This window comes from Pseudomonas sp. GW821-FHT11D10 (assembly GCF_058808435.1).
Genome location: NZ_JBXARR010000008.1, coordinates 200,105 through 221,130, shown reverse-complemented (window position 1 = coordinate 221,130; position 21,026 = coordinate 200,105). Strand labels below are relative to the sequence as shown.

Sequence of the window (21,026 nt, the reverse complement as noted above, 5' to 3'; positions counted from 1 at the left end):
ACGAGGACTGCAAGGGAGGGATCGGTCCTCAGGGGAGTCATTTTCTGATGAGCGGCAGGTTCAACGCGCAAAACGTGCTGGCCAGCCGATGATGGTTTTCGGTCGTGGCGTCGCATACGTCCGAACCTTGGACGTCGACAGGCCCAGTCGCACCAGTGATTCAGCGATGGTCACGGCCGCAGTGACACCGTCCACCACCGGCACGCCAGTGCGCTGGCGGATTTTTTCATCGAGCCCGGCCATGCCGCCGCAACCGAGGCAAATCACTTCGGCTTTATCCTGACTGACCGCCAGTTCCGCCTGGTGCACGATCGCTTCCAGTGCCCGCTGCGGTTCATGTTCCAGCTCCAGAACCGCCAGCCCACTGGCGCGTACCGAGGCGCAGCGATCCCACAGGCCGGACAGTTTCAGCCGATCCTCGATCAACGGCACGGTGCGATCCAGCGTGGTGACCACCGAATAGGCGTGGCCGAGAAACATCGCGGTGCTGGCAGCCGCATCGGTGATGTCCACCACCGGCACGTTGAGCAATTCCTGCAAGCCTTCGCGACCGTGCTCGCCGTAGCCGGCCTGAATCACGGCGTCGAACGGCTGGTCGTAGGACATTACCCGGTCCATCACGGCGATGGCGGCCAGATAACTTTCGAAATTGCCCTCGACGGAATCGGCGCCAAAGTGCGGCGTCAGGCCGACAATCTCGGTGCCGGGGGAGGCGACGGCCTGCGCCGAGCGAGCGATGGTCTGAGTGATGGATTCGGTGGTGTTGACGTTGACCACGAGAATTCGCATGGGAAGTCCTTATTACGGTTGGTTCTGCGGCCCCGCGAAGGGCCGCCAAAAGATTCAGTGGCTGACGTTGTCGACGGCGATGGCTTCACCGTCGACGTCGGCGTAGTGCGGCTGGCGTTTGGCGATGATCAGATAGAGCATCCCGGCAATGCCGGCGCCGATCAGCCAGGAGAAGGGCGAAACGCTGTGGAAGCCCGGCACCAGTGCCAGAACGATGGCAATCAGTGCCGCCGGAATGAACGCCGCCACGGCCCGCAGGTTGACCCCGCGGCTGTAGTAATACGCGCCGTTGGGGCTTTCGCTGTACAGCTGCGGTACGTGGATCCGGCCTTTGCGGATCAGCCAGTAGTCGACCATGATCACGCCGTACAGCGGGCCGAGCAGGGCGCCGAGGCCGGACAGGAAGTACACGATCACCAGCGGGCTGTTGTAGAGGTTCCACGGCAGGATCAGCACGGCGATGGTGGCGCTGATCAGCCCGGCGCGGCGGAAGGTCAGGTATTTCGGTGCCAGGTTGCTGAGTACGAAGGCCGGGGCGACGAAGTTGGCCATGATGTTCACCGCCACGGTGACGATCAGGAAGGCCAGGCAACCGAGCACCAGAAAGAACGTGTTGGGAATCGACGCAATGATCTCGGTCGGGCTTTCGATGATCCGGCCATTGATCTGAAATTGCGCACCGCACAGCAGGACGGTGATCCCGGCGAACACCAGAATGTTTACCGGCAGGCCCCAGAAGTTTCCGATCTTGATGGTCTTGCGGCACGGCGAAGAGCGGGCGAAGTCGCAGAAGTTGAGGATCAGCGTCCCGTAGATCGCCAGCCACAAGGCGCCGCCGGCAAAGATGTTCCGCCACATCTCGCCGCCGGTCAGCGGTTCGCGGATCGACCAGGCAATGGTCGCGTTGGCCTGGGTGTACATCCACGCGGCGAGGCAGGCGACGGTCAGCAGAATCACCGGCCCGGCGAAGGCTTCGTAGCGGCGGACCATTTCCATGCCGTACGCCAGAATCCCCAACTGCACGAACCAGATCGCCACGAAACACACCCAGCCCAGGCTCGACAGGCCGAGGATCGAGTTGTGGTCGTAGTCAGCGAAACCGGGATGGATCGCCGTGAGCAACACGCGAAACACCACCGACGCCAGGTACGTCTGAATCCCGAACCAGGCAATGGCGATCACCGCCCGGATCAATGCAGGAATCTGTGCCCCGTGAATGCCGAAACTGATCCGGCTGATCACCGGAAACGGCACGCCGGTTTTCTGCCCCATGTAGCCGGACAGGTTCATGAAGAAATACACCAGCGCCGCGCCGATCCCCAGCGACAGCAGAATCTGCCAGCCGCCCAGGCCCAGGGCGTACAGACCGATGGCAAACGAGTAGTTGGCGATGTTGTGCACATCGTTGGTCCACAGGGCGAAGATGCTGTATTTGCCCCAACGCCGTCCTTCGACCTTGGTCGGCGCGAGGTCACTGTTATGCAGACGCGGGCTCAGTTGCAGCGGTTCGGCGATGCCATCATCGGGCACGCTGTGATCGAGGGGTGAAGAGGCGGGCAGATTCAGCGCGATGTTGTTATTGGAGAGACTCGTACGCATTCCGGCAGGCTCCTGATGTTCGGGCCACGATGACTGTGCATGAGCATTCGGGCTCGGCAGATCTTCGTCGCGGCGGTGAAAACATCACTGGTTACGGGGCATCTGCAGCCTGTACGGGATAGGGCGCTTCAGGCTTGCGGATCGAAAGTGTGGGTTCATGTTTTGCAGTTTTGTATACAAAACATGTATGCACTTAAGCCAGATCTGTGCCAGTCGGCGATCTATGAAAATCACCGCTGATTTCGAAAAGTTATTGAGGCGCGCCAAGTCGTTGAAATACGGGCGATATAAATTGACCGTTCGAACAGGTATTTATTTTTCGGGAGGGATTTTGGCGGACGCCGGAAGGGAGTCTTTTTAGAGAGTGATGTAACTTTTCAGGGCGAAGAAACGAAAAGTGCACACATAAATGGCACCGATGGTGACATTCGTGTGTACATATTTTTCAAGGCGGGTAGAGAACACTGTGGGAGCTGATTTGCTCCCACAGGGCATCAGGGGTTATGCCTTGCTGATGATGTTCCCGGCATGCAACCCGCATTCTTTCTGGGTCGCTTCTTCCCACCACCAGCGGCCTTCGCGTTCGTGCTGGTTCGGCAGGACAGGGCGGGTGCACGGTTCGCAGCCGATGCTGATGAAACCGCGCTCGTGCAGGCTGTTGTACGGCAGCTCCAGCATACGGATGTAGCCCCAGATTTCCTCGCTGGTCATCTGCGCCAGCGGGTTGAACTTGTACAGGGTACGCTCCGGGGTGGAGAACGCTGTATCGATTTCCATCACCGCCACGGCGCTGCGGGTGCCCGGGCTCTGGTCGCGGCGCTGGCCGGTGGCCCAGGCTTTGACGCCGGACAGCTTGCGGCGCAGCGGCTCGATCTTGCGGATGCCGCAGCATTCGCCATGGCCGTCCTTGTAGAAACTGAACAGGCCTTTTTCCTTCACGAACGGTTCAAGTTTCGTGTAGTCCGGCGAGACCAGTTCGATGTCGATCTTGTAATGCTCGCGCACCTGATCGATGAAGCGGTAGGTTTCCGGATGCAGGCGGCCGGTGTCGAGACTGAACACCTTGACGTTCTTGTTCAGCTTCCAGGCCATGTCCACCAGCACCACATCCTCGGCGCCGCTGAAAGATATCCACAGGTCATCGCCGAACTCGGCGAACGCGAGTTTGAGGATGTCCTGGGCGGATTTGTTGGCATAGGTCGTGGCGAGTTCCACGACGTCGAACGTTGGGCTCATCAGGGCGGCTTCCTACAGGTCGGTGGCGCTTGGCGCTCTATATGGCGGCGATGTTAACAAAAAGCGGCGCCCGCCGGGGCAGCCTCTGCGTTGCGCGGTCCAGGTCGAGCCGCTAGAGTTCGGGCTCGCTCGACTCAATAAACATTACAAACGGGAGTGTCTTGTGGAAATCGCCTGTCTTGATCTTGAAGGGGTGCTGGTGCCGGAAATCTGGATCGCCTTCGCCGAAAAAACCGGAATCGAATCGCTCAAGGCCACCACCCGGGACATTCCCGACTACGACGTGCTGATGAAGCAGCGCCTGCGCATCCTCGACGAGCATGGCCTGAAGCTTTCGGACATTCAGGAAGTGATCGCCACACTCAAGCCGCTGGACGGCGCGGTGGAGTTCGTCAACTGGCTGCGCGAGCGGTTTCAGGTGGTGATTCTGTCGGACACGTTCTACGAGTTTTCCCAGCCGCTGATGCGTCAACTGGGCTTTCCGACCTTGCTTTGCCATCGACTGATTACCGATGACAGCGGTCGGGTGACCAGCTACCAGTTGCGTCAGAAAGATCCGAAACGTCAGTCGGTCCTGGCCTTCAAGGGCTTGTATTACCGGGTGATTGCGGCGGGGGATTCCTACAACGACACCAGCATGCTGGGCGAGGCGGATGCGGGGATTCTGTTCCATGCGCCGGATAACGTGATTCGCGAGTTTCCGCAGTTTCCGGCGGTGCATACCTTTGCCGAGTTGAAGCAGGAGTTTCTCAAGGCTTCGAACCGCGACCTGTCCCTGTAATCACATTCCTTGATCGTTCCCATGCTCCGCGTGGGAATGCCGCTATGGACGCTCCGCGTCCACTGTGACGCGGAGCGTCAAGGGATGCATTCCCACGCAGAGCGTGGGAACGATCAACGTGGGGCGCTTCTAGTTAAAGGTTCTGCAGGGTTTCGAGCAGGACTCTGACCTTGGTGATCGACTCCTGATACTCCGCCTGCCAGTCCGAATCGGCGACGATCCCGCCACCGCCCCAGCAGCACACCTGCCCATCCTTCACCAGCAGACTGCGAATGGCGATGGAGCTGTCCATCTCGCCGCGAACATCCAGATACAGCAACGAACCGCAATACAAACCACGTCGGGTCGGCTCCAGTTCGTCGATGATCTGCATCGCACGAATCTTCGGTGCGCCGGTGATCGAGCCGCCGGGGAAGCTGCCGGCGATCAGGTCAAGAGCGTCGCGATCTTCCGCCAGCTCACCGGTCACGCTGCTGACCAGGTGATGCACGTTCGGATAACTTTCCAGGCTGAACAACTCCGGCACCCGCACCGAGCCGATGCGGCAGGTGCGGCCCAGGTCGTTGCGCAGCAGGTCGACGATCATCAGGTTTTCCGCGCGATCCTTGGGGCTGGCCAGCAGTTCGGCGGCGTTCGCCGCGTCTTCGGCCAGGGTCGCACCACGGGGGCGGGTGCCCTTGATCGGACGGGTTTCCACCTGACGCCGGCTGACTTTGACGAAACGCTCGGGCGACAGGCTCAGTACCGCGTTGCCGGCGGGCAGGCTCTGGAATCCGGAAAACGGTGTCGGGCAGGCCTCACGCAATTTGCAGTAGGCCAGCCATGGATCGCCCTGGCACGGCGCGCGGAAACGCTGGGCGAAGTTGACCTGATAGCAGTCGCCGGCCTGGATGTAATGCTGGATGCGTTCGAAGGCCTGACGGTACTCGTCGGCTGAAAGATCTGCCGCCATCGGGCTGTTCAGCTTGAACGGGTTCAGTTCCTTGCCCACCGGTTGGCTGAATACATCGATCAACCGCTGTTTCTCGCTGGCGCTTACCGACGGGTGAAACACCAGTTGGCTGGTGGCCGATTGGTGGTCACTGATCAACGCCCAGTCGTACAAACCAAATCGCGCATCGGGCAGTTGCAGATCATCCCGGGCCTGGCTCGGCAGGTTTTCCAGATGCCGGCCGAAGTCGTAGCTCAGGTAACCGATCAGGCCGCCGGCGAAGGGCAATTCGTACCCATCGGGCAATTGCGCGTTACCCAAACGGGTCAGATTATCCCGCAGACGTTGCAGGAAATCGTCCCCGCGCTCGTCCGGCAATACCGCCAGTTGTTCCAGCGGCCAGGCGCTGAGCAGGTCATAACGGCCACGGTCGGCACTCGGCCGGCCACTGTCGAGCAGCACAGCGCCAGGCGCATGGCGGACAGCCGCGAAATAGTCGGCGGGGTTGGCGCGGTAGGGCAGCGGGTGTACGGAACAGGTCAACATGGGCGGGGCAGATCGGCCATCGAGGCGGGGTGGGGATTGTAGTCCCCTCCGGGAATTGCTCCTAGAGGGGATGTCGGGGATTGGCAGATTGGCGGCAGGGAGTGCGACTCAGCCCTCTACCGCCGGAATATGCCCAAACAACTCCTGAGCAAACGCCACCCGCTCTTCAACCGACTCCGTCACGCCGCGCGCCTTGAGCTCTTCCAGATGCGCTTCCACCGCATGCGTACGCAATGTCAGCCCGCAGTCGTTGGCAATCTGGATGTTCAGCCCCGGCCGCGCATTCAGCTCCAGAATCAGCGGGCCTTTCTCCTGGTCCAGCACCATGTCCACGCCGATGTAACCCAAACCACACAGCTCATAGCAACCGGCGGCGAGCTTCATGAAACCGTCCCAGTAGGGCAGTTGCACGCCGTCCACCGCGTTGGTGGTGTCCGGGTGTTTGGTGATGATGTTGTTCAGCCAGGTGCCGCGCAAAGTAAGGCCGGTGGCCAGGTCGACGCCGACGCCGATCGCGCCCTGGTGCAGGTTGGCCTTGCCCCCGGATTGACGGGTCGGCAGGCGCAACATCGCCATCACCGGGTAACCCATCAGCACGATAATGCGGATGTCCGGCACGCCTTCGTAGCTGATGCTTTTGAAGATCTGGTCCGGGGTCACCCGATATTCGATCAGCGCCCGATCACGGTGGCCGCCCAGCGAATACAGGCCGGTGAGGATGCTGGAGATATGATGCTCCAGCTCTTCGTGGGCAATGATTTTGCCCGACACCGTGCGATAGCGACCTTCGAAACGGTCGGCGACCACGATGATGCCGTCGCCGCCGGCGCCCTGGGCCGGCTTGATCACGAAGTCGTTGCGCCCGCCGATGATCTCGCCGAGCTTGTCGATTTCCTTCTCCGTGGAAATCACGCCATACAGTTCCGGCACATGAATGCCGGCCTTGATCGCGCGTTCCTTGGTGATGATCTTGTCATCGACGATCGGGTACAGGCTGCGCTTGTTGTACTTGAGCACGTAGTCGGCGTTACGCCGATTGATGCCCATGATGCCCCGGGCTTCCAGGGCCTTCCAGGTCTTCCAGAAACCGAACATCAGGCGTCAGCCTTCTTCAGGAAAGCCTTGAAACGAACGAGTTCAGTCAGGCGATAACCGCGATAGCGACCCATGGCCAGCATGAAGCCCACCAGGATCAACAGGATCGCCGGGAAGGTGAACACAAAGTACACCAGCTCCGGAACGGTCATGATCAGGTGCGCCAGGGACGCCGCGAATAGCGTGCCGATCGCCACTTTCATGGCGTGGCTGGCGCCGCGTTCTTCCCAGGTGATCGACAGGCGTTCGATGGTCATGGTCAGAATCACCATCGGGAACAGCGCCACCGACAGGCCGCGCTCCAGACCGAGCTTGTGACTGAACAGACTGATCGCCGCAATCAGCACCACCACGAACGTCAACACCACCGACAGGCGCGGCAGCATTTGCAGCTTCAGGTGTTCCAGGTACGAGCGCAGCGATAACCCGAGCGCGGTGATCACGGTAAACAGCAGGATGCCGAAGCCCAGCTGCGTCTCGCGGAAGGCCAGGGCGATCAGCACTGGGGTAAACGTGCCGAGGGTCTGCAGGCCGATCAGGTTGCGCAGGATCAGGATCACCAGCACGCCGATCGGGATCATCACCATGATCATGAAGGTCTGCTGGGTTTGCAGCGGCAGGCCGTACAGCGAGTATTCGAGGAAGTTGGCGTCGGTGTTTTCGTCGGTCAGCTTGGCCAGACGAATCGCGTTCATCTCGCTGTTGTTCAGGCTGAAGGTCACGTTGGCTTTCTTGCCGCCATCGACAGTAATCAGGTTTTCATCACCGCTCCACCACAGAAGGCGGTCGGTCGGCAGGCCTTGTTCGCCGGTTTCCGGGTTGAAGTACAGCCAGTCGGTGCCGTTGAAACTGCGCAGCCACAGTTCCGGGGTTTGCGGCTGATCGGCGACAAGGCGGATGGTGTGGACTTTCTCCACCGGTACGTGGGCGATGGACAGCAGCAGCTCGACGATTTTCGCCTTGTGCGGCGTCGACGGATCGCCGGCCAGCAGCAGTTTCACGTTGTCGTCGTTGACGTTGTTGACGCGTTTGATCGCTTCGCCAATGAACGTCTCGACGTCGGCCGAGTGCTGGCGGATCGGCGCGAGCAGGGCTTCGGCGGCGATCTTTTCCGGGCCTTCGATGGCCATGCTGTCGCGGAAAGTCGGGCCTTTGACCTTGGTTTTCTCGGCGGTGTAACGCTTGGTCAGCACCAGACGGTAATAAAGGGTCTGGTTGCCCTTGGCCCGGCGTGCCGACCAGGTGACCTTGCGGTTGCCGTCGACGCGGTTGACCGCCACGCCGTAATTGTTGGAGATAAAGCTTTCATTGAGGCTGACGTAATCGCGGCTCAGGGGCGGCACGAACATCTGGATCTTGACCGGATCCTTGGTGCTGGCGACGAACTCGACCTTGGCGTCGATGTTCCACAGGTCGTCGGTGGCGTCTTCGGTCACCGGGATGCCGAGCACGAAAATCTGATAGGCCGTAACCGAAACGCCCAGCAACACCAGGATGGTGATCAGGACTTTCAGGTGGAAGGTTAGAGAACGCATGGAAATTACTCGGCGGTATGAGCGGCGATGGCGCAGGCGGGTTTGCCGGCAGCGTATTTAAGACTGGGATCGACCAGCGCATCGAAGCGTTTCAGCGCCTCGGAGCCGATCAAAAGCGGGTATTGGAACGCACTACGGTCGGTCAGGTTCACTTCGATGCTGCGCATTGCCGAACCCATGCAGATGTCCAGCTCGATCACCGGGCGGGCGGTGTACTTCTTGCCTTCTTCCGGGTCGTAGTCGCCGGCGCGGCGCTTGATCTTGCTGACCCGGGCCAGCGGCCGTTCGATCGGGTGCGAATGCGCGGCGTCGATGGCCAGGTAGAAACGTACCCAGGACTCGCCGTTGCGTTTGAAGCGTTTGATGTCGCGGGCGCTCAGAGAGGCGGTTTTCGCCCCGGTGTCGAGTTTCGCCGCCACTTCCAGGTTGATCCCGTCGAGGGCAGCGTATTCGTTGAGGCCGTACACGGTCTTTTCCCCCGCCGCAGCAAGGCCGGGCAGGCAAAACAGTGCAAAGAATGTGGGGAAGGGCTTGAGTCTCATAAATCCTGGCGAGCAGCGTTCCGTTCTCGGTTCAGGGCCATGGCATCAGGAAATCCTGTCTGCCCATGCGCCTTCGTGTGCCTATCAGCTTTTTATGACAAGCCGTGCAAATGACTCGCAAATGCGGGCGGCATTCTAGCACGGTGGTTTTATGGCGCCAGCGCCGGGGGCGGTCTATAACCCTTGGGGCTGATACGCAGGCTTATTAGACGATTGTCGACAATCTAGATTTATCCTTTGACTGATACGGGCTGATTCGCTAGTTTTTGCCGCATTGGATTTGAAGGTGTCGACAATATGCTGGATCAACTCGATCCCCCGGTGATCAACGGCGATGATTCCGAGACGCTCTCGGAAAACGTCTTCCGGCGCATCCAGGCGGCCATCGTCAAAGGCGAGATCGCCCCGGGCAGCAAGATCTCCGAGCCGGAACTGGCGCGCACCTACGGCATCAGCCGCGGGCCGCTGCGCGAGGCGATCCACCGGCTGGAAGGCCAGCGCCTGCTGGTGCGCGTACCGCACGTCGGTGCGCGAGTGGTGTCGCTGAGCCACGCCGAATTGCTCGAACTCTACGAAATCCGCGAATCCCTCGAAGGCATGGCCTGCCGTCTGGCGGCCGAACGCATGAGCGTCGAGGAAATCGACGAACTGCGCCGGGTGCTGGAAACCCACGAACGCGATGCAGCGTTCCAGGCCGGTGTCGGCTACTACCAGCAGGAAGGGGATTTCGACTTTCACTACCGGATCATCCAGGGCAGCGGCAACCGCACCCTCACGCAAATGCTCTGCGGCGAGCTCTATCAGTTGGTGCGCATGTACCGCATCCAGTTTTCCACCACGCCCAACCGCCCGCGCCAGGCCTTTGCCGAACACCACCGGATTCTCGATGCCATCGCCGACCGTGACGGCGAGCTCGCGGAATTGTTGATGCGCCGTCACATCGGCGCCTCGAAACGCAACATCGCCCGTCACTACCAGGACGGCGCCGACAATAAGACAGCCACTGAACGAGGTGAGTCATGAGTTCCAACAAGAGCACTCCAGGCCAGCGTTTCCGCGATGCGGTCGCCAGCGAACATCCGCTGCAAGTGGTCGGGGCGATCAACGCCAACCACGCGCTGCTGGCCAAGCGCGCCGGTTTCAAGGCGATCTACCTGTCGGGTGGCGGGGTGGCTGCCGGCTCCCTCGGCGTGCCGGACCTGGGCATCACCGGCCTGGATGACGTGCTGACCGACGTGCGCCGCATCACCGACGTCTGCGACCTGCCGCTGCTGGTGGACGTGGACACCGGTTTCGGCGCCTCGGCGTTCAACGTGGCCCGCACCGTCAAGTCGATGATCAAGTTCGGCGCCGCGGCGATTCACATCGAAGACCAGGTCGGCGCCAAGCGCTGTGGCCACCGTCCGAACAAAGAAATCGTGACCCAGCAGGAAATGGTCGACCGCATCAAGGCCGCCGTCGATGCCCGCACCGACGACAGCTTCGTGATCATGGCCCGCACCGACGCGCTGGCCGTTGAAGGTCTGGAATCGGCACTGGATCGCGCCGCCGCGTGCATCGAGGCTGGCGCCGACATGATCTTCCCGGAAGCCATCACCGAGCTTGAAATGTACAAGCTGTTCGCCAGCCGCGTGAAAGCGCCGATCCTGGCCAACATCACCGAATTCGGCTCGACGCCGCTGTACACCACCGAGCAACTGGCCGGCGCCGATGTGTCGCTGGTGCTCTACCCGCTGTCGGCATTCCGCGCGATGAACAAGGCCGCGGAAAACGTCTACACCGCGATCCGCCGCGACGGTACTCAGCAGAATGTCATCGACACCATGCAGACTCGCATGGAGCTCTACGATCGCATCGATTACCACACCTTCGAGCAGAAGCTCGACGCGTTGTTTGCGGCGAAGAAGTAAGCCGCAACCGTACTCCCTAATAAATTCAAGATTGGAGACAACAATGGCCGAAGCAAAAGTACTCAGTGGCGCCGGGCTCCGGGGCCAGGTTGCCGGGCAAACCGCACTGTCCACCGTGGGCCAGGCCGGTGCCGGGCTGACCTATCGCGGCTACGACGTGCGCGAACTGGCGGCAGACGCACAATTTGAAGAAGTGGCGTACCTGCTGCTCTACGGAGAGCTGCCGACCAAGGCACAGCTCGCCGACTATCAAGGCAAACTGAGCAAGCTGCGCGACCTGCCGCAAGCGCTGAAAGAAGTGCTGGAACGCATCCCTGCCGACGCCCATCCGATGGACGTGATGCGCACCGGTTGCTCGTTTCTGGGCAACATCGAGCCGGAGAAAGACTTCTCCGAGCAACGCGACAAGACCGACCGCCTGCTGGCCGCGTTCCCGGCGATCATGTGCTACTGGTATCGCTTCAGCCACGACGGCAAACGCATCAATTGCGTGACGGACGAGCAGTCCATCGGCGGCCACTTCCTGCACCTGCTGCACGACAAGAAGCCGAGCGAACTGCACGTCAAAGTGATGAACGTGTCGCTGATCCTCTACGCCGAGCACGAATTCAACGCCTCGACCTTCACCGCTCGCGTGTGTGCTTCGACCCTGTCCGATCTGTATTCCTGCGTCACGGCGGCCATCGGCTCGCTGCGCGGCCCGTTGCACGGCGGCGCCAACGAAGCGGCGATGGAAATGATCGAGCGCTTCTCGTCGCCGGAAGAGGCGATCAAGGGCACCCTCGGCATGCTCGAACGCAAGGACAAGATCATGGGCTTCGGTCACGCGATCTATAAGGACAGCGATCCGCGCAACGAGGTGATCAAGGGCTGGTCGAAAAAACTCGCCGACGAAGTGGGTGACAAGGTGTTGTTCGCGGTTTCGGAAGCGATCGACAAGACCATGTGGGAGCAAAAGAAACTGTTCCCCAACGCCGACTTCTACCATGCCTCGGCGTACCACTTCATGGGCATCCCGACCAAGCTGTTCACCCCGATCTTCGTCTGCTCGCGCCTGACCGGCTGGGCGGCGCACGTGTTCGAACAGCGCGCCAACAACCGCATCATCCGTCCAAGCGCCGAGTACACCGGCGTCGAACAGCGCAAGTTCGTGCCCATCGAACAGCGCTGACCGGGGAGGGCGCCGGCACAGGCGCCCCCTCTTTGAAACTACCGTGACCGAGTCCTGACCGATGAACACAGAATTTCGCAAGAACCTGCCCGGCACGCCGCTGGACTTTTTCGACGTCCGCGCGGCTGTCGATGCGATCCAGCCGGGCAGCTACGACACCCTGCCGTACACCTCTCGCGTGTTGGCGGAAAACCTCGTGCGTCGCTGCGACCCGGCCACGCTCACCGATTCCCTGAAGCAACTGATCGAGCGCAAACGCGATCTCGACTTCCCGTGGTTCCCGGCCCGTGTGGTTTGCCACGACATTCTCGGCCAGACCGCGCTGGTGGATCTGGCCGGCCTGCGCGACGCGATTGCCCAGCAGGGCGGCGACCCGGCGCAGGTCAACCCGGTGGTGCCGACCCAACTGATCGTCGACCACTCGCTGGCGGTGGAGGCAGGCGGTTTTGACGCCCAGGCGTTCGAGAAGAACCGCGCCATCGAAGACCGTCGCAACGAGGACCGCTTCCACTTCATCAACTGGACTAAAAAGGCGTTCAAGAACGTCGACGTGATCCCGCCGGGCAACGGCATCATGCACCAGATCAACCTGGAGAAAATGTCTCCGGTGATCCAGGTGCGCGACGGCGTGGCATTCCCGGATACCTGCGTCGGCACCGACAGCCACACCCCGCACGTCGATGCGCTGGGCGTGATCGCCATCGGCGTCGGTGGGCTTGAAGCCGAGAGCGTGATGCTCGGCCGCGCGTCGTGGATGCGCCTGCCGGAATGCGTCGGCGTCGAACTGACCGGCAAGCTGCAACCGGGCATCACCGCCACCGACATGGTGCTGGCGCTGACCGAATACCTGCGCAAACAGAAAGTGGTCGGCGCATGGCTGGAATTCTTCGGCGAGGGCGCTTCCGCGCTGACCCTCGGCGACCGCGCAACCATCTCCAACATGGCCCCGGAATACGGCGCCACGGCCGCGATGTTCTACATCGACCAGCAGACCATCGACTACCTGAAACTCACCGGTCGCGAAGACCAGCAAGTGCAACTGGTCGAGCAATACGCCAAGCAGATCGGCCTGTGGGCTGACAGCCTGAAAGGCGCGCAATACGAGCGCGGCCTGACCTTCGATCTGTCTTCGGTGGTGCGCAACATGGCCGGCCCGAGCAACCCGCACGCCCGCGTGGCAGTGTCGGATCTGGCGGCCAAAGGCATCGCCGGTCAGTGGGAAGACGTGCCGGGGCAAATGCCCGACGGCGCGGTGATCATCGCGGCCATCACCAGTTGCACCAACACCAGCAACCCACGCAATGTGATCGCCGCCGGCCTGCTGGCGCGCAACGCCAACAAGCTCGGGCTGACCCGCAAACCATGGGTCAAGTCGTCGCTGGCGCCGGGCTCGAAAACCGTGGCGCTGTACCTCGATGAGGCGGGCCTGACCACGGAGCTGGAGCAGCTCGGATTCGGCGTCGTCGCGTTTGCCTGCACCACCTGCAACGGCATGTCCGGCGCGCTGGATCCGGTGATCCAGCAAGAGATCATCGACCGCGATCTGTACGCGACCGCTGTGCTGTCCGGTAACCGCAACTTCGACGGCCGGATTCACCCGTACGCCAAGCAGGCGTTCCTCGCTTCGCCGCCGCTGGTAGTGGCTTACGCGATTGCCGGCACCATCCGTTTCGACATCGAAAAAGATGTTCTGGGCGTGGTCGACGGCAAGGAAATCCGCCTGAAAGACATCTGGCCGAGCGACGAAGAAATCGACGCGGTGGTGAAATCCTCGGTCAAGCCCGAGCAGTTTCGTCAGGTCTACATCCCGATGTTCGCCATCCATGAAGACACCGGCCCGAAAGTCACGCCGCTGTACGACTGGCGCGAGATGAGCACCTACATCCGCCGTCCGCCGTACTGGGAAGGCGCGCTGGCCGGGGCGCGGCCGCTCAAGGGCATGCGCCCGCTGGCGGTGCTGCCGGACAACATCACCACCGATCACCTGTCGCCGTCGAACGCGATCATGCTCGACAGCGCCGCCGGCGAATACCTGGCGAAAATGGGCCTGCCGGAAGAGGACTTCAACTCTTACGCGACTCACCGTGGCGACCACTTGACCGCGCAACGCGCGACGTTTGCCAACCCGAAACTGTTCAACGAAATGGTCGTGGAAAACGGCAAGGTCAAGCAGGGTTCGCTGGCCCGTGTCGAGCCGGAAGGCCAAGTGATGCGCATGTGGGAAGCCATCGAAACCTACATGGAGCGCAAGCAGCCGCTGATCATCATCGCCGGCGCCGACTACGGTCAGGGTTCTTCCCGCGACTGGGCGGCCAAAGGCGTGCGTCTGGCGGGTGTGGAGGCGATTGCCGCCGAAGGCTTCGAGCGCATTCACCGCACCAACCTGGTGGGCATGGGCGTGTTGCCGCTGGAATTCAAACCGGGCACCGACCGTAAAACATTGGGCATCGACGGCAGCGAAACCTATGACGTGATCGGTGAGCGCACGCCGCGCGCAGACCTGACGCTCGTGATTCATCGCAAGAACGGCGAACGCGTCGATGTGCCGGTGACCTGCCGCCTCGACACCGCCGAAGAAGTGTCGATCTACGAGGCCGGCGGCGTGTTGCAGCGCTTCGCTCAGGATTTCCTCGAAGAGTCGGCGGTTGCCGTTTAAATCAATCGATGTGGGCATGGGACTTAAAGTCCCATGCTTTCGTTAAGGAGCACCATGGCTCACGCACCGCAAATAAAGATCCCCGCGACCTACATGCGCGGCGGCACCAGCAAAGGCGTGTTTTTCAGCCTCAAGGATCTGCCCGAAGCCGCGCAGATTCCCGGCCCGACCCGCGATGCTCTATTGCTGCGGGTAATCGGCAGCCCCGACCCGTATGACAAACAGATCGACGGCATGGGCGGCGCCACGTCGAGCACCAGCAAAACCGTGATCCTGTCGAAAAGCATCAAGGCCGATCACGACGTCGATTACCTGTTCGGTCAGGTATCCATCGACAAGCCGTTCGTGGACTGGAGCGGCAACTGCGGCAATCTGTCGGCGGCGGTCGGTTCGTTCGCCATCAGCAACGGTCTGGTGGACGCCAGCCGCATTCCGCACAACGGCGTGGCGGTGGTTCGCGTGTGGCAGGCCAACATCGGCAAAACGATCATTGCCCACGTGCCGATCACCAACGGCGAAGTCCAGGAAACCGGTGATTTCGAACTCGACGGCGTGACCTTTCCGGCCGCCGAAGTCCAGGTCGAATTCATGGACCCGGCGGCGGAAGAAGAGGGCGGCGGTGGCTCGATGTTCCCCACCGGCAACCTGATCGACGAGCTGGAAGTACCGGGCGTCGGCACGTTCAAGGCGACCATGATCAACGCGGGGATCCCGACGATCTTCGTCAACGCCGAAGACATCGGCTACACCGGCACCGAGCTGCAGAGCGCGATCAACAGCGACCCGAAAGCGTTGCAGATGTTTGAGACGATTCGTGCTTATGGGGCGCTGCGCATGGGGCTGATTTCCAGTCTGGATGAAGCGGTCAAGCGGCAGCACACGCCGAAGGTAGCGTTCGTCGCCAAGCCTGCGGATTACGTCGCGTCCAGTGGCAAAGCCATTGGCGCCGGGGATGTGGATTTGCTGGTGCGGGCGCTGTCGATGGGCAAGTTGCACCACGCGATGATGGGCACGGCGGCGGTGGCGATTGGTACCGCAGCAGCCATCTCGGGCACATTGGTGAATCTGGCGGCGGGAGGTGTTGAGCGGAATGCTGTGCGGTTCGGACATCCGTCCGGGACGTTGCGCGTCGGGGCTGAGGCCAGCCTGGAAAACGGTGAGTGGATCGTGAAAAAGGCGATCATGAGCCGTAGTGCGCGCGTCCTGATGGAAGGTTTCGTTCGCGTGCCTGGAGATTCGTTCTAATGAACAACCGGTGAGAGCGAGCCTGTTCGCTCTCACCGCCATGCACATTTCAATAAGAAGAAAATTAGCCCTGAACCGAGGTCCCATCAACGAACCACTTTGAAGAGTGAATCGAACATGAGCGCCAACGTCGACCTGAACAACCGCCCCGACTACGACCGTGTCCTGCAGGACATCGCCGATTACGTCCTCACCTACAAGATCGAATCCACCGAAGCCCTGGACACCGCCCGCAACTGCCTGATGGACACCCTCGGCTGCGGCCTGCTGGCCTTGCGTTTCCCGGAATGCACCAAGCACCTTGGCCCAATCGTCGAAGGCACTATTGTGCCGTTCGGCGCCCGAGTCCCCGGCACGTCCTATCGCCTCGACCCGGTCAAGGCCGCGTGGGACATCGGCTGCATCGTGCGCTGGCTCGATTACAACGACACCTGGCTCGCCGCCGAATGGGGGCATCCGTCGGACAACCTCGGCGGGATTCTCGCGGTGGCCGATCATCTGTCGCAAAAGCGTCTGGCCAATGGTGAAGCGCCGCTGACCGTGCGCGATGTACTCGAAGCCATGATCATGGCCCACGAAATCCAGGGCGTGATCGCGCTGGAAAACTCGTTCAATCGCGTAGGCCTCGACCACGTCATTCTGGTGAAAGTGGCCTCGACTGCCGTGACCGCCAAACTGATGGGCGCCAATCGTGAGCAGCTGTTATCGGCGTTGTCCCACGCGTTTGCGGACGGTCAGGCGTTGCGCACGTACCGCCATGCGCCGAACGCCGGCTCGCGAAAATCCTGGGCGGCGGGGGATGCGTCGAGCCGGGGCGTGCGACTGGCGGATATCGCGATGCGCGGCGAAATGGGGATTCCCGGCGTCTTGAGTGCCAAACAATGGGGCTTTTACGACGTTTTGTTCAGCCACACCAACAACGATCTGGCGCTCAAGCCCGAAGACAAACGCGCCTTCAGCTTCTCGCGGCCATTCGGTAGTTACGTGATGGAGAACGTGTTGTTCAAGATCAGCTTCCCCGCCGAATTCCACGCGCAAACCGCCTGCGAAGCTGCCGTGACCCTGCATCCGCAAGTGCGCAATCGTCTGCATGAAATCGACCGGATCGTCATCACCACCCACGAATCGGCGATCCGCATCATTTCCAAGGTCGGGCCGCTGGCCAACGCCGCCGACCGCGATCACTGCCTCCAGTACATGACCGCCGTGCCGCTGGCGTTCGGCAATCTGGTGGCCGAGCAGTACGAGGACGATTTCCACAAGGCCCATCCGGTCATCGATGTGCTGCGCGAAAAAATGGTCATCGTCGAAGATCCGCGTTTCACCCGCGAATACCTGGAGGCCGACAAGCGCTCGATTGCCAACGCGGTGCAGGTGTTTTTCAAGGACGGTTCGAGCACGGAGAACGTGGTGGTGGAATACCCGATCGGCCATCGCCGGCGTCGCGCCGAGGGCATTCCATTGCTGGAGGACAAGTTCAGGGCGAACCTGGCCACCCGTTTCATCGGGCAACGCAGCGGGGAGATTCTGGCGCTGTGCAAGGATCAGGCGCGGCTTGAGGCCACGCCGGTGAACCGTTTTATGGATTTATTGGTTATTTGAAGCGCCGCTCCACGCCTTTTTCCACGAGGATCTTCGCGGAAATTTCTTCTACCGAGAAATGCGTGGAGTTGATGTTCGGGATGTTCTCGCGGCGGAACAGGTTTTCCACCTCGCGCACTTCGAACTCGCACTGGGCGTAGCTCGAATAGCGGCTGTTGGGCTTGCGTTCGTTGCGGATCGCGGTGAGGCGGTCCGGGTCGATGGTCAGGCCGAACAGCTTGTGCTGGTGGGCGCGCAGGGCGGCCGGCAGTTGCAGGCGTTCCATGTCGTCTTCGGTCAGCGGGTAGTTGGCCGCGCGGATGCCGAACTGCATCGCCATGTACAGGCACGTCGGCGTCTTACCACAACGCGACACGCCCACTAGTATCAGGTCGGCCTTGTCGTAATAGTGCGTGCGGGCGCCGTCATCGTTGTCGAGGGCGAAGTTCACCGCCTCGATCCGCTCCATGTAATTGGAGTTGTGGCCGATGGAGTGGGATTTGCCGACGGTGTAGGAAGAGTGCTCGGTCAGTTCCTGCTCGAGAGGGGCGAGGAACGTCGAGAAAATGTCGATCATGAAACCATTGGAGGTTGCGAGAATCTCACGAATGTCCTGATTGACGATGGTGTCGAAGATGATCGGCCGGAAACCGTCGGTTTCAGCGGCTTTGTTGATTTGTTGTACCATGGCCCGCGCTTTTTCAACGCTGTCGATGTACGGGCGCGTGAATTTGCTGAAGGTAATGTTTTCGAACTGCGCCAGAAGGCTTTGACCCAGGGTTTCGGCGGTGATGCCGGTGCCATCGGAGATAAAGAAAGCAGATCGTTTCATTTGCACCTTGGGCCTTAAGCTAGTGACGAATCTTGGATATGATAGGCGCGATTTGCCGGCCGCCATTGGCCCGCATTCTCACTTATTTTCCAGGTCCAGGCCATACAGCCGGCCAACGCTCCCCCGAGCCGCCGGTTTCTGAGCTTTTCCAACACAGTTAGTGGAGAGATCACCTTGGTAGAGTACGTAGTTTCCCTCGATAAGCTCGGCAAACACGATGTTGAGCATGTGGGGGGCAAGAACGCATCCCTGGGCGAGATGATCAGTAACCTGGCCGGTGCCGGTGTTTCGGTCCCCGGCGGCTTCGCCACCACGGCGCAAGCCTATCGCGACTTCCTGGAACTGAGCGGTCTGAACGATCAGATCCACAAGGCCCTCGATGCGCTGGACGTCGATGACGTCAATGCCCTGGCCAAGACCGGCGCCCAGATCCGCCAATGGATCATGGAAGCCGAATTCCCTGAAAAACTGAATGCCGAGATCCGCACCGCGTTCGCCGCGCTGTCGGCCGGTAACCCTGACGTGGCCGTGGCCGTGCGTTCCTCCGCCACCGCCGAAGACTTGCCGGACGCTTCGTTCGCCGGTCAGCAGGAAACCTTTCTGAACATCCGTGGCGTGGAAAACGTCATCCGCGCGGCCAAGGAAGTGTTCGCTTCCCTGTTCAACGACCGTGCCATTTCCTACCGCGTCCACCAGGGCTTCGACCACAAGCTGGTCGCCCTGTCGGCCGGCGTGCAGCGCATGGTGCGTTCGGAAACCGGCACCGCCGGTGTGATGTTCACCCTCGATACCGAATCCGGCTTCCGTGACGTGGTGTTCATCACCGGCGCCTACGGCCTGGGCGAAACCGTCGTACAAGGCGCGGTGAACCCGGACGAATTCTATGTCCACAAGGGCACGCTGGCAGCCGGTCGCCCGGCGATCCTGCGCCGCAACCTGGGCAGCAAGGCCATCAAGATGATCTACGGCGACGAGGCCAAGGCCGGTCGTTCCGTGAAAACCGTTGATGTCGACAAGGCCGAACGTGCGCGTTTCTGCCTGACCGACGCTGAAGTCAGCGAGCTGGCCAAGCAGGCGATGATCATCGAGAAGCACTACGGCTGCCCGATGGACATCGAGTGGGCCAAGGACGGTGACGACGGCAAGCTGTACATCGTGCAGGCCCGTCCGGAAACCGTGAAGAGCCGCACCCAGGCCAACGTCATGGAACGTTACCTGTTGAAAGAAACCGGCACCGTGCTGGTGGAAGGTCGTGCCATCGGCCAGCGCATCGGCGCCGGCAAGGTGCGGATCATCAAGGATGTCTCCGAGATGGACAAAGTCCAGCCGGGCGACGTGCTGGTCTCCGACATGACCGACCCGGACTGGGAACCGGTGATGAAGCGCGCCAGCGCCATCGTCACCAACCGTGGCGGCCGTACCTGCCACGCGGCGATCATCGCCCGTGAACTGGGTATTCCTGCAGTCGTGGGTTGCGGCAACGCCACCCAACTGCTGAAGGATGGCCAGGGTGTGACCGTGTCCTGCGCCGAAGGCGACACCGGTTACATTTTCGAAGGCGAACTGGGCTTCGACATCAAGAAGAACTCCGTCGACGCCATGCCGGAGCTGCCGTTCAAGATCATGATGAACGTCGGCAACCCGGACCGCGCCTTCGACTTCGCGCAGCTGCCGAACGCCGGTGTGGGCCTGGCCCGTCTGGAATTCATCATCAACCGCATGATCGGTGTTCACCCGAAAGCGCTGTTGAACTACGACGGCCTGCCACAGGACATCAAGGAAAGCGTCGACAAGCGCATCGCCGGTTACGACGATCCGGTCGGCTTCTATGTCGAGAAACTGGTTGAAGGCATCAGCACCCTGGCCGCTGCGTTCGCACCGAAGAAGGTCATCGTGCGTCTGTCGGACTTCAAGTCCAACGAATACGCCAACCTGATCGGCGGCAAACTCTACGAGCCGGAAGAAGAGAACCCGATGCTGGGCTTCCGTGGCGCTTCGCGTTACATCAGCGAATCGTTCCGTGACTGCTTCGAACTCGAGTGCCGTGCGCTGAAACGTGTGCGCAACGAGATGGGCCTGACCAACGTCGAAATCATGGTGCCGTTCGTCCGTACCCTCGGCGAAGCCAGCCAGGTGGTGGATCTGCTCGCCGAAAACGGCCTGGCCCGTGGCGACAACGGTCTGCGCGTGATCATGATGTGCGAACTGCCATCCAACGCGATCCTGGCTGAAGAGTTCCTCGAATTCTTCGACGGTTTCTCGATCGGCTCCAACGACCTGACTCAGCTGACACTGGGTCTGGACCGTGACTCCGGGATCATCGCGCACCTGTTCGACGAGCGTAATCCGGCGGTCAAGAAGCTGCTGGCCAACGCGATTGCCGCGTGCAACAAGGCCGGCAAGTACATCGGCATCTGCGGTCAGGGTCCTTCGGACCACCCGGACCTGGCCAAGTGGCTGATGGAGCAGGGCATCGAAAGCGTGTCGCTGAACCCGGACACCGTGCTGGAAACCTGGTTCTTCCTTGCCGAAGGCCAGGCGGCGGAATAAGCCGTGAATGAAGCCCCGGCCCGTTGA

At 61.1% G+C, this 21,026-nt stretch carries 16 protein-coding genes; 8 read left to right on the top strand and 8 right to left on the bottom strand.

Going from position 1 to position 21,026, the window contains the following annotated elements; translation table 11 throughout:
• Positions 1-60: 60 nt before the first annotated feature.
• From AC1RT4_RS22510 to AC1RT4_RS22500, 3 genes are all read right to left on the bottom strand, one after another.
• Positions 61-789, bottom strand: coding sequence for an aspartate/glutamate racemase family protein (locus AC1RT4_RS22510; RefSeq protein WP_493087959.1), 729 nt, complete (start codon positions 787-789; stop codon positions 61-63).
• A 54-nt stretch (positions 790-843) separates the two neighbouring features.
• On the bottom strand, positions 844-2,388 hold the full coding sequence (locus tag AC1RT4_RS22505; RefSeq protein ID WP_493087957.1) for an NCS1 family nucleobase:cation symporter-1: 1,545 nt from the start codon (positions 2,386-2,388) through the stop codon (positions 844-846).
• A 501-nt stretch (positions 2,389-2,889) separates the two neighbouring features.
• A complete protein-coding gene (locus AC1RT4_RS22500) occupies positions 2,890-3,624 on the bottom strand; it encodes a phosphoadenylyl-sulfate reductase (RefSeq protein ID WP_007960132.1) in 735 nt (244 codons plus the stop codon).
• A 163-nt stretch (positions 3,625-3,787) separates the two neighbouring features.
• On the opposite strand from AC1RT4_RS22500, the gene thrH reads away from it, so the two are divergent.
• Positions 3,788-4,405 (top strand): bifunctional phosphoserine phosphatase/homoserine phosphotransferase ThrH, encoded by a 618-nt coding sequence (gene thrH / locus AC1RT4_RS22495; RefSeq protein ID WP_085690230.1) that lies wholly within the window; start codon positions 3,788-3,790, stop codon positions 4,403-4,405.
• Between the two features lie 133 nt (positions 4,406-4,538).
• On the opposite strand, the gene pabB is transcribed toward thrH, so the two are convergent.
• The 4 genes from pabB to rloA all read right to left on the bottom strand — a co-directional run bounded on the left by pabB (position 4,539) and on the right by rloA (position 9,054).
• Positions 4,539-5,882, bottom strand: a complete 1,344-nt coding sequence (pabB, locus tag AC1RT4_RS22490) for an aminodeoxychorismate synthase component I (protein WP_493087954.1) — start codon at positions 5,880-5,882, stop codon at positions 4,539-4,541.
• Positions 5,883-5,990: 108 nt separating this feature from the next.
• Entirely contained in the window at positions 5,991-6,977 is a 987-nt protein-coding gene (locus AC1RT4_RS22485; RefSeq protein ID WP_007951965.1) for an alpha-L-glutamate ligase-like protein, read from the bottom strand.
• The gene (rloB, locus tag AC1RT4_RS22480; protein WP_039769978.1) at positions 6,977-8,512 is read right to left on the bottom strand and encodes an osmotic stress tolerance membrane protein RloB; all 1,536 of its coding nucleotides are present in this window, start codon (positions 8,510-8,512) and stop codon (positions 6,977-6,979) included. The genes AC1RT4_RS22485 and rloB overlap by 1 nt, the downstream gene beginning before the upstream one ends.
• Before the next feature lie 5 nt (positions 8,513-8,517).
• Positions 8,518-9,054, bottom strand: a complete 537-nt coding sequence (gene rloA, locus AC1RT4_RS22475) for a retropepsin-like aspartic peptidase RloA (protein ID WP_011333239.1) — start codon at positions 9,052-9,054, stop codon at positions 8,518-8,520.
• Positions 9,055-9,354: 300 nt separating this feature from the next.
• Here rloA and AC1RT4_RS22470 point away from each other — a divergent pair, with 300 nt between their 5' ends.
• The 6 genes from AC1RT4_RS22470 (at position 9,355) to prpD (ending at position 17,638) form a co-directional block, all read left to right on the top strand.
• Positions 9,355-10,077, top strand: coding sequence for a GntR family transcriptional regulator (locus tag AC1RT4_RS22470; protein WP_173892848.1), 723 nt, complete (start codon positions 9,355-9,357; stop codon positions 10,075-10,077).
• Complete coding sequence (gene prpB / locus AC1RT4_RS22465; RefSeq protein WP_007951973.1) at positions 10,074-10,964, top strand: methylisocitrate lyase; 891 nt, start codon at positions 10,074-10,076, stop codon at positions 10,962-10,964. Before AC1RT4_RS22470 ends, prpB begins: the two co-directional genes overlap by 4 nt.
• A gap of 43 nt (positions 10,965-11,007) precedes the next feature.
• On the top strand, positions 11,008-12,135 hold the full coding sequence (prpC, locus tag AC1RT4_RS22460) for a bifunctional 2-methylcitrate synthase/citrate synthase (RefSeq protein WP_074687616.1): 1,128 nt from the start codon (positions 11,008-11,010) through the stop codon (positions 12,133-12,135).
• A gap of 61 nt (positions 12,136-12,196) precedes the next feature.
• Positions 12,197-14,791: a Fe/S-dependent 2-methylisocitrate dehydratase AcnD gene (gene acnD, locus AC1RT4_RS22455; protein ID WP_493087950.1), complete on the top strand. Its 2,595-nt coding sequence runs from the start codon at positions 12,197-12,199 to the stop codon at positions 14,789-14,791.
• A gap of 54 nt (positions 14,792-14,845) precedes the next feature.
• Positions 14,846-16,036: a 2-methylaconitate cis-trans isomerase PrpF gene (prpF, locus tag AC1RT4_RS22450; protein WP_493087948.1), complete on the top strand. Its 1,191-nt coding sequence runs from the start codon at positions 14,846-14,848 to the stop codon at positions 16,034-16,036.
• 117 nt (positions 16,037-16,153) lie between these two features.
• Positions 16,154-17,638 carry a 2-methylcitrate dehydratase gene (gene prpD, locus AC1RT4_RS22445; RefSeq protein WP_493087946.1) on the top strand — a complete coding sequence of 495 codons (1,485 nt, stop codon included), beginning with the start codon at positions 16,154-16,156 and terminating at the stop codon, positions 17,636-17,638.
• Here the strand turns inward: prpD and ppsR are convergent.
• Positions 17,631-18,449, bottom strand: coding sequence for a posphoenolpyruvate synthetase regulatory kinase/phosphorylase PpsR (ppsR, locus tag AC1RT4_RS22440; protein WP_007951980.1), 819 nt, complete (start codon positions 18,447-18,449; stop codon positions 17,631-17,633). The two genes, prpD and ppsR, sit on opposite strands and share 8 nt — an antisense overlap.
• A gap of 174 nt (positions 18,450-18,623) precedes the next feature.
• On the opposite strand from ppsR, the gene ppsA reads away from it, so the two are divergent.
• The gene (gene ppsA / locus AC1RT4_RS22435; RefSeq protein ID WP_258713127.1) at positions 18,624-20,999 is read left to right on the top strand and encodes a phosphoenolpyruvate synthase; all 2,376 of its coding nucleotides are present in this window, start codon (positions 18,624-18,626) and stop codon (positions 20,997-20,999) included.
• The last annotated feature ends 27 nt before the right edge of the window (positions 21,000-21,026 follow it).

Excerpts from the sequence above, each read along its gene's own strand:
- acnD (WP_493087950.1), top strand. The coding sequence starts at position 12,197 with ATGAACACAGAATTTCGCAAGAACCTGCCCGGCACGCCGCTGGACTTT.
- pabB (WP_493087954.1), bottom strand. The coding sequence starts at position 5,882 with ATGTTGACCTGTTCCGTACACCCGCTGCCCTACCGCGCCAACCCCGCC.
- AC1RT4_RS22505 (WP_493087957.1), bottom strand. The coding sequence starts at position 2,388 with ATGCGTACGAGTCTCTCCAATAACAACATCGCGCTGAATCTGCCCGCC.
- prpC (WP_074687616.1), top strand. The coding sequence starts at position 11,008 with ATGGCCGAAGCAAAAGTACTCAGTGGCGCCGGGCTCCGGGGCCAGGTT.
- prpF (WP_493087948.1), top strand. The coding sequence starts at position 14,846 with ATGGCTCACGCACCGCAAATAAAGATCCCCGCGACCTACATGCGCGGC.
- prpB (WP_007951973.1), top strand. The coding sequence starts at position 10,074 with ATGAGTTCCAACAAGAGCACTCCAGGCCAGCGTTTCCGCGATGCGGTC.
- AC1RT4_RS22500 (WP_007960132.1), bottom strand. The coding sequence starts at position 3,624 with ATGAGCCCAACGTTCGACGTCGTGGAACTCGCCACGACCTATGCCAAC.
- rloA (WP_011333239.1), bottom strand. The coding sequence starts at position 9,054 with ATGAGACTCAAGCCCTTCCCCACATTCTTTGCACTGTTTTGCCTGCCC.
- ppsR (WP_007951980.1), bottom strand. The coding sequence starts at position 18,449 with ATGAAACGATCTGCTTTCTTTATCTCCGATGGCACCGGCATCACCGCC.
- AC1RT4_RS22510 (WP_493087959.1), bottom strand. The coding sequence starts at position 789 with ATGCGAATTCTCGTGGTCAACGTCAACACCACCGAATCCATCACTCAG.
- rloB (WP_039769978.1), bottom strand. The coding sequence starts at position 8,512 with ATGCGTTCTCTAACCTTCCACCTGAAAGTCCTGATCACCATCCTGGTG.
- prpD (WP_493087946.1), top strand. The coding sequence starts at position 16,154 with ATGAGCGCCAACGTCGACCTGAACAACCGCCCCGACTACGACCGTGTC.
- AC1RT4_RS22485 (WP_007951965.1), bottom strand. The coding sequence starts at position 6,977 with ATGTTCGGTTTCTGGAAGACCTGGAAGGCCCTGGAAGCCCGGGGCATC.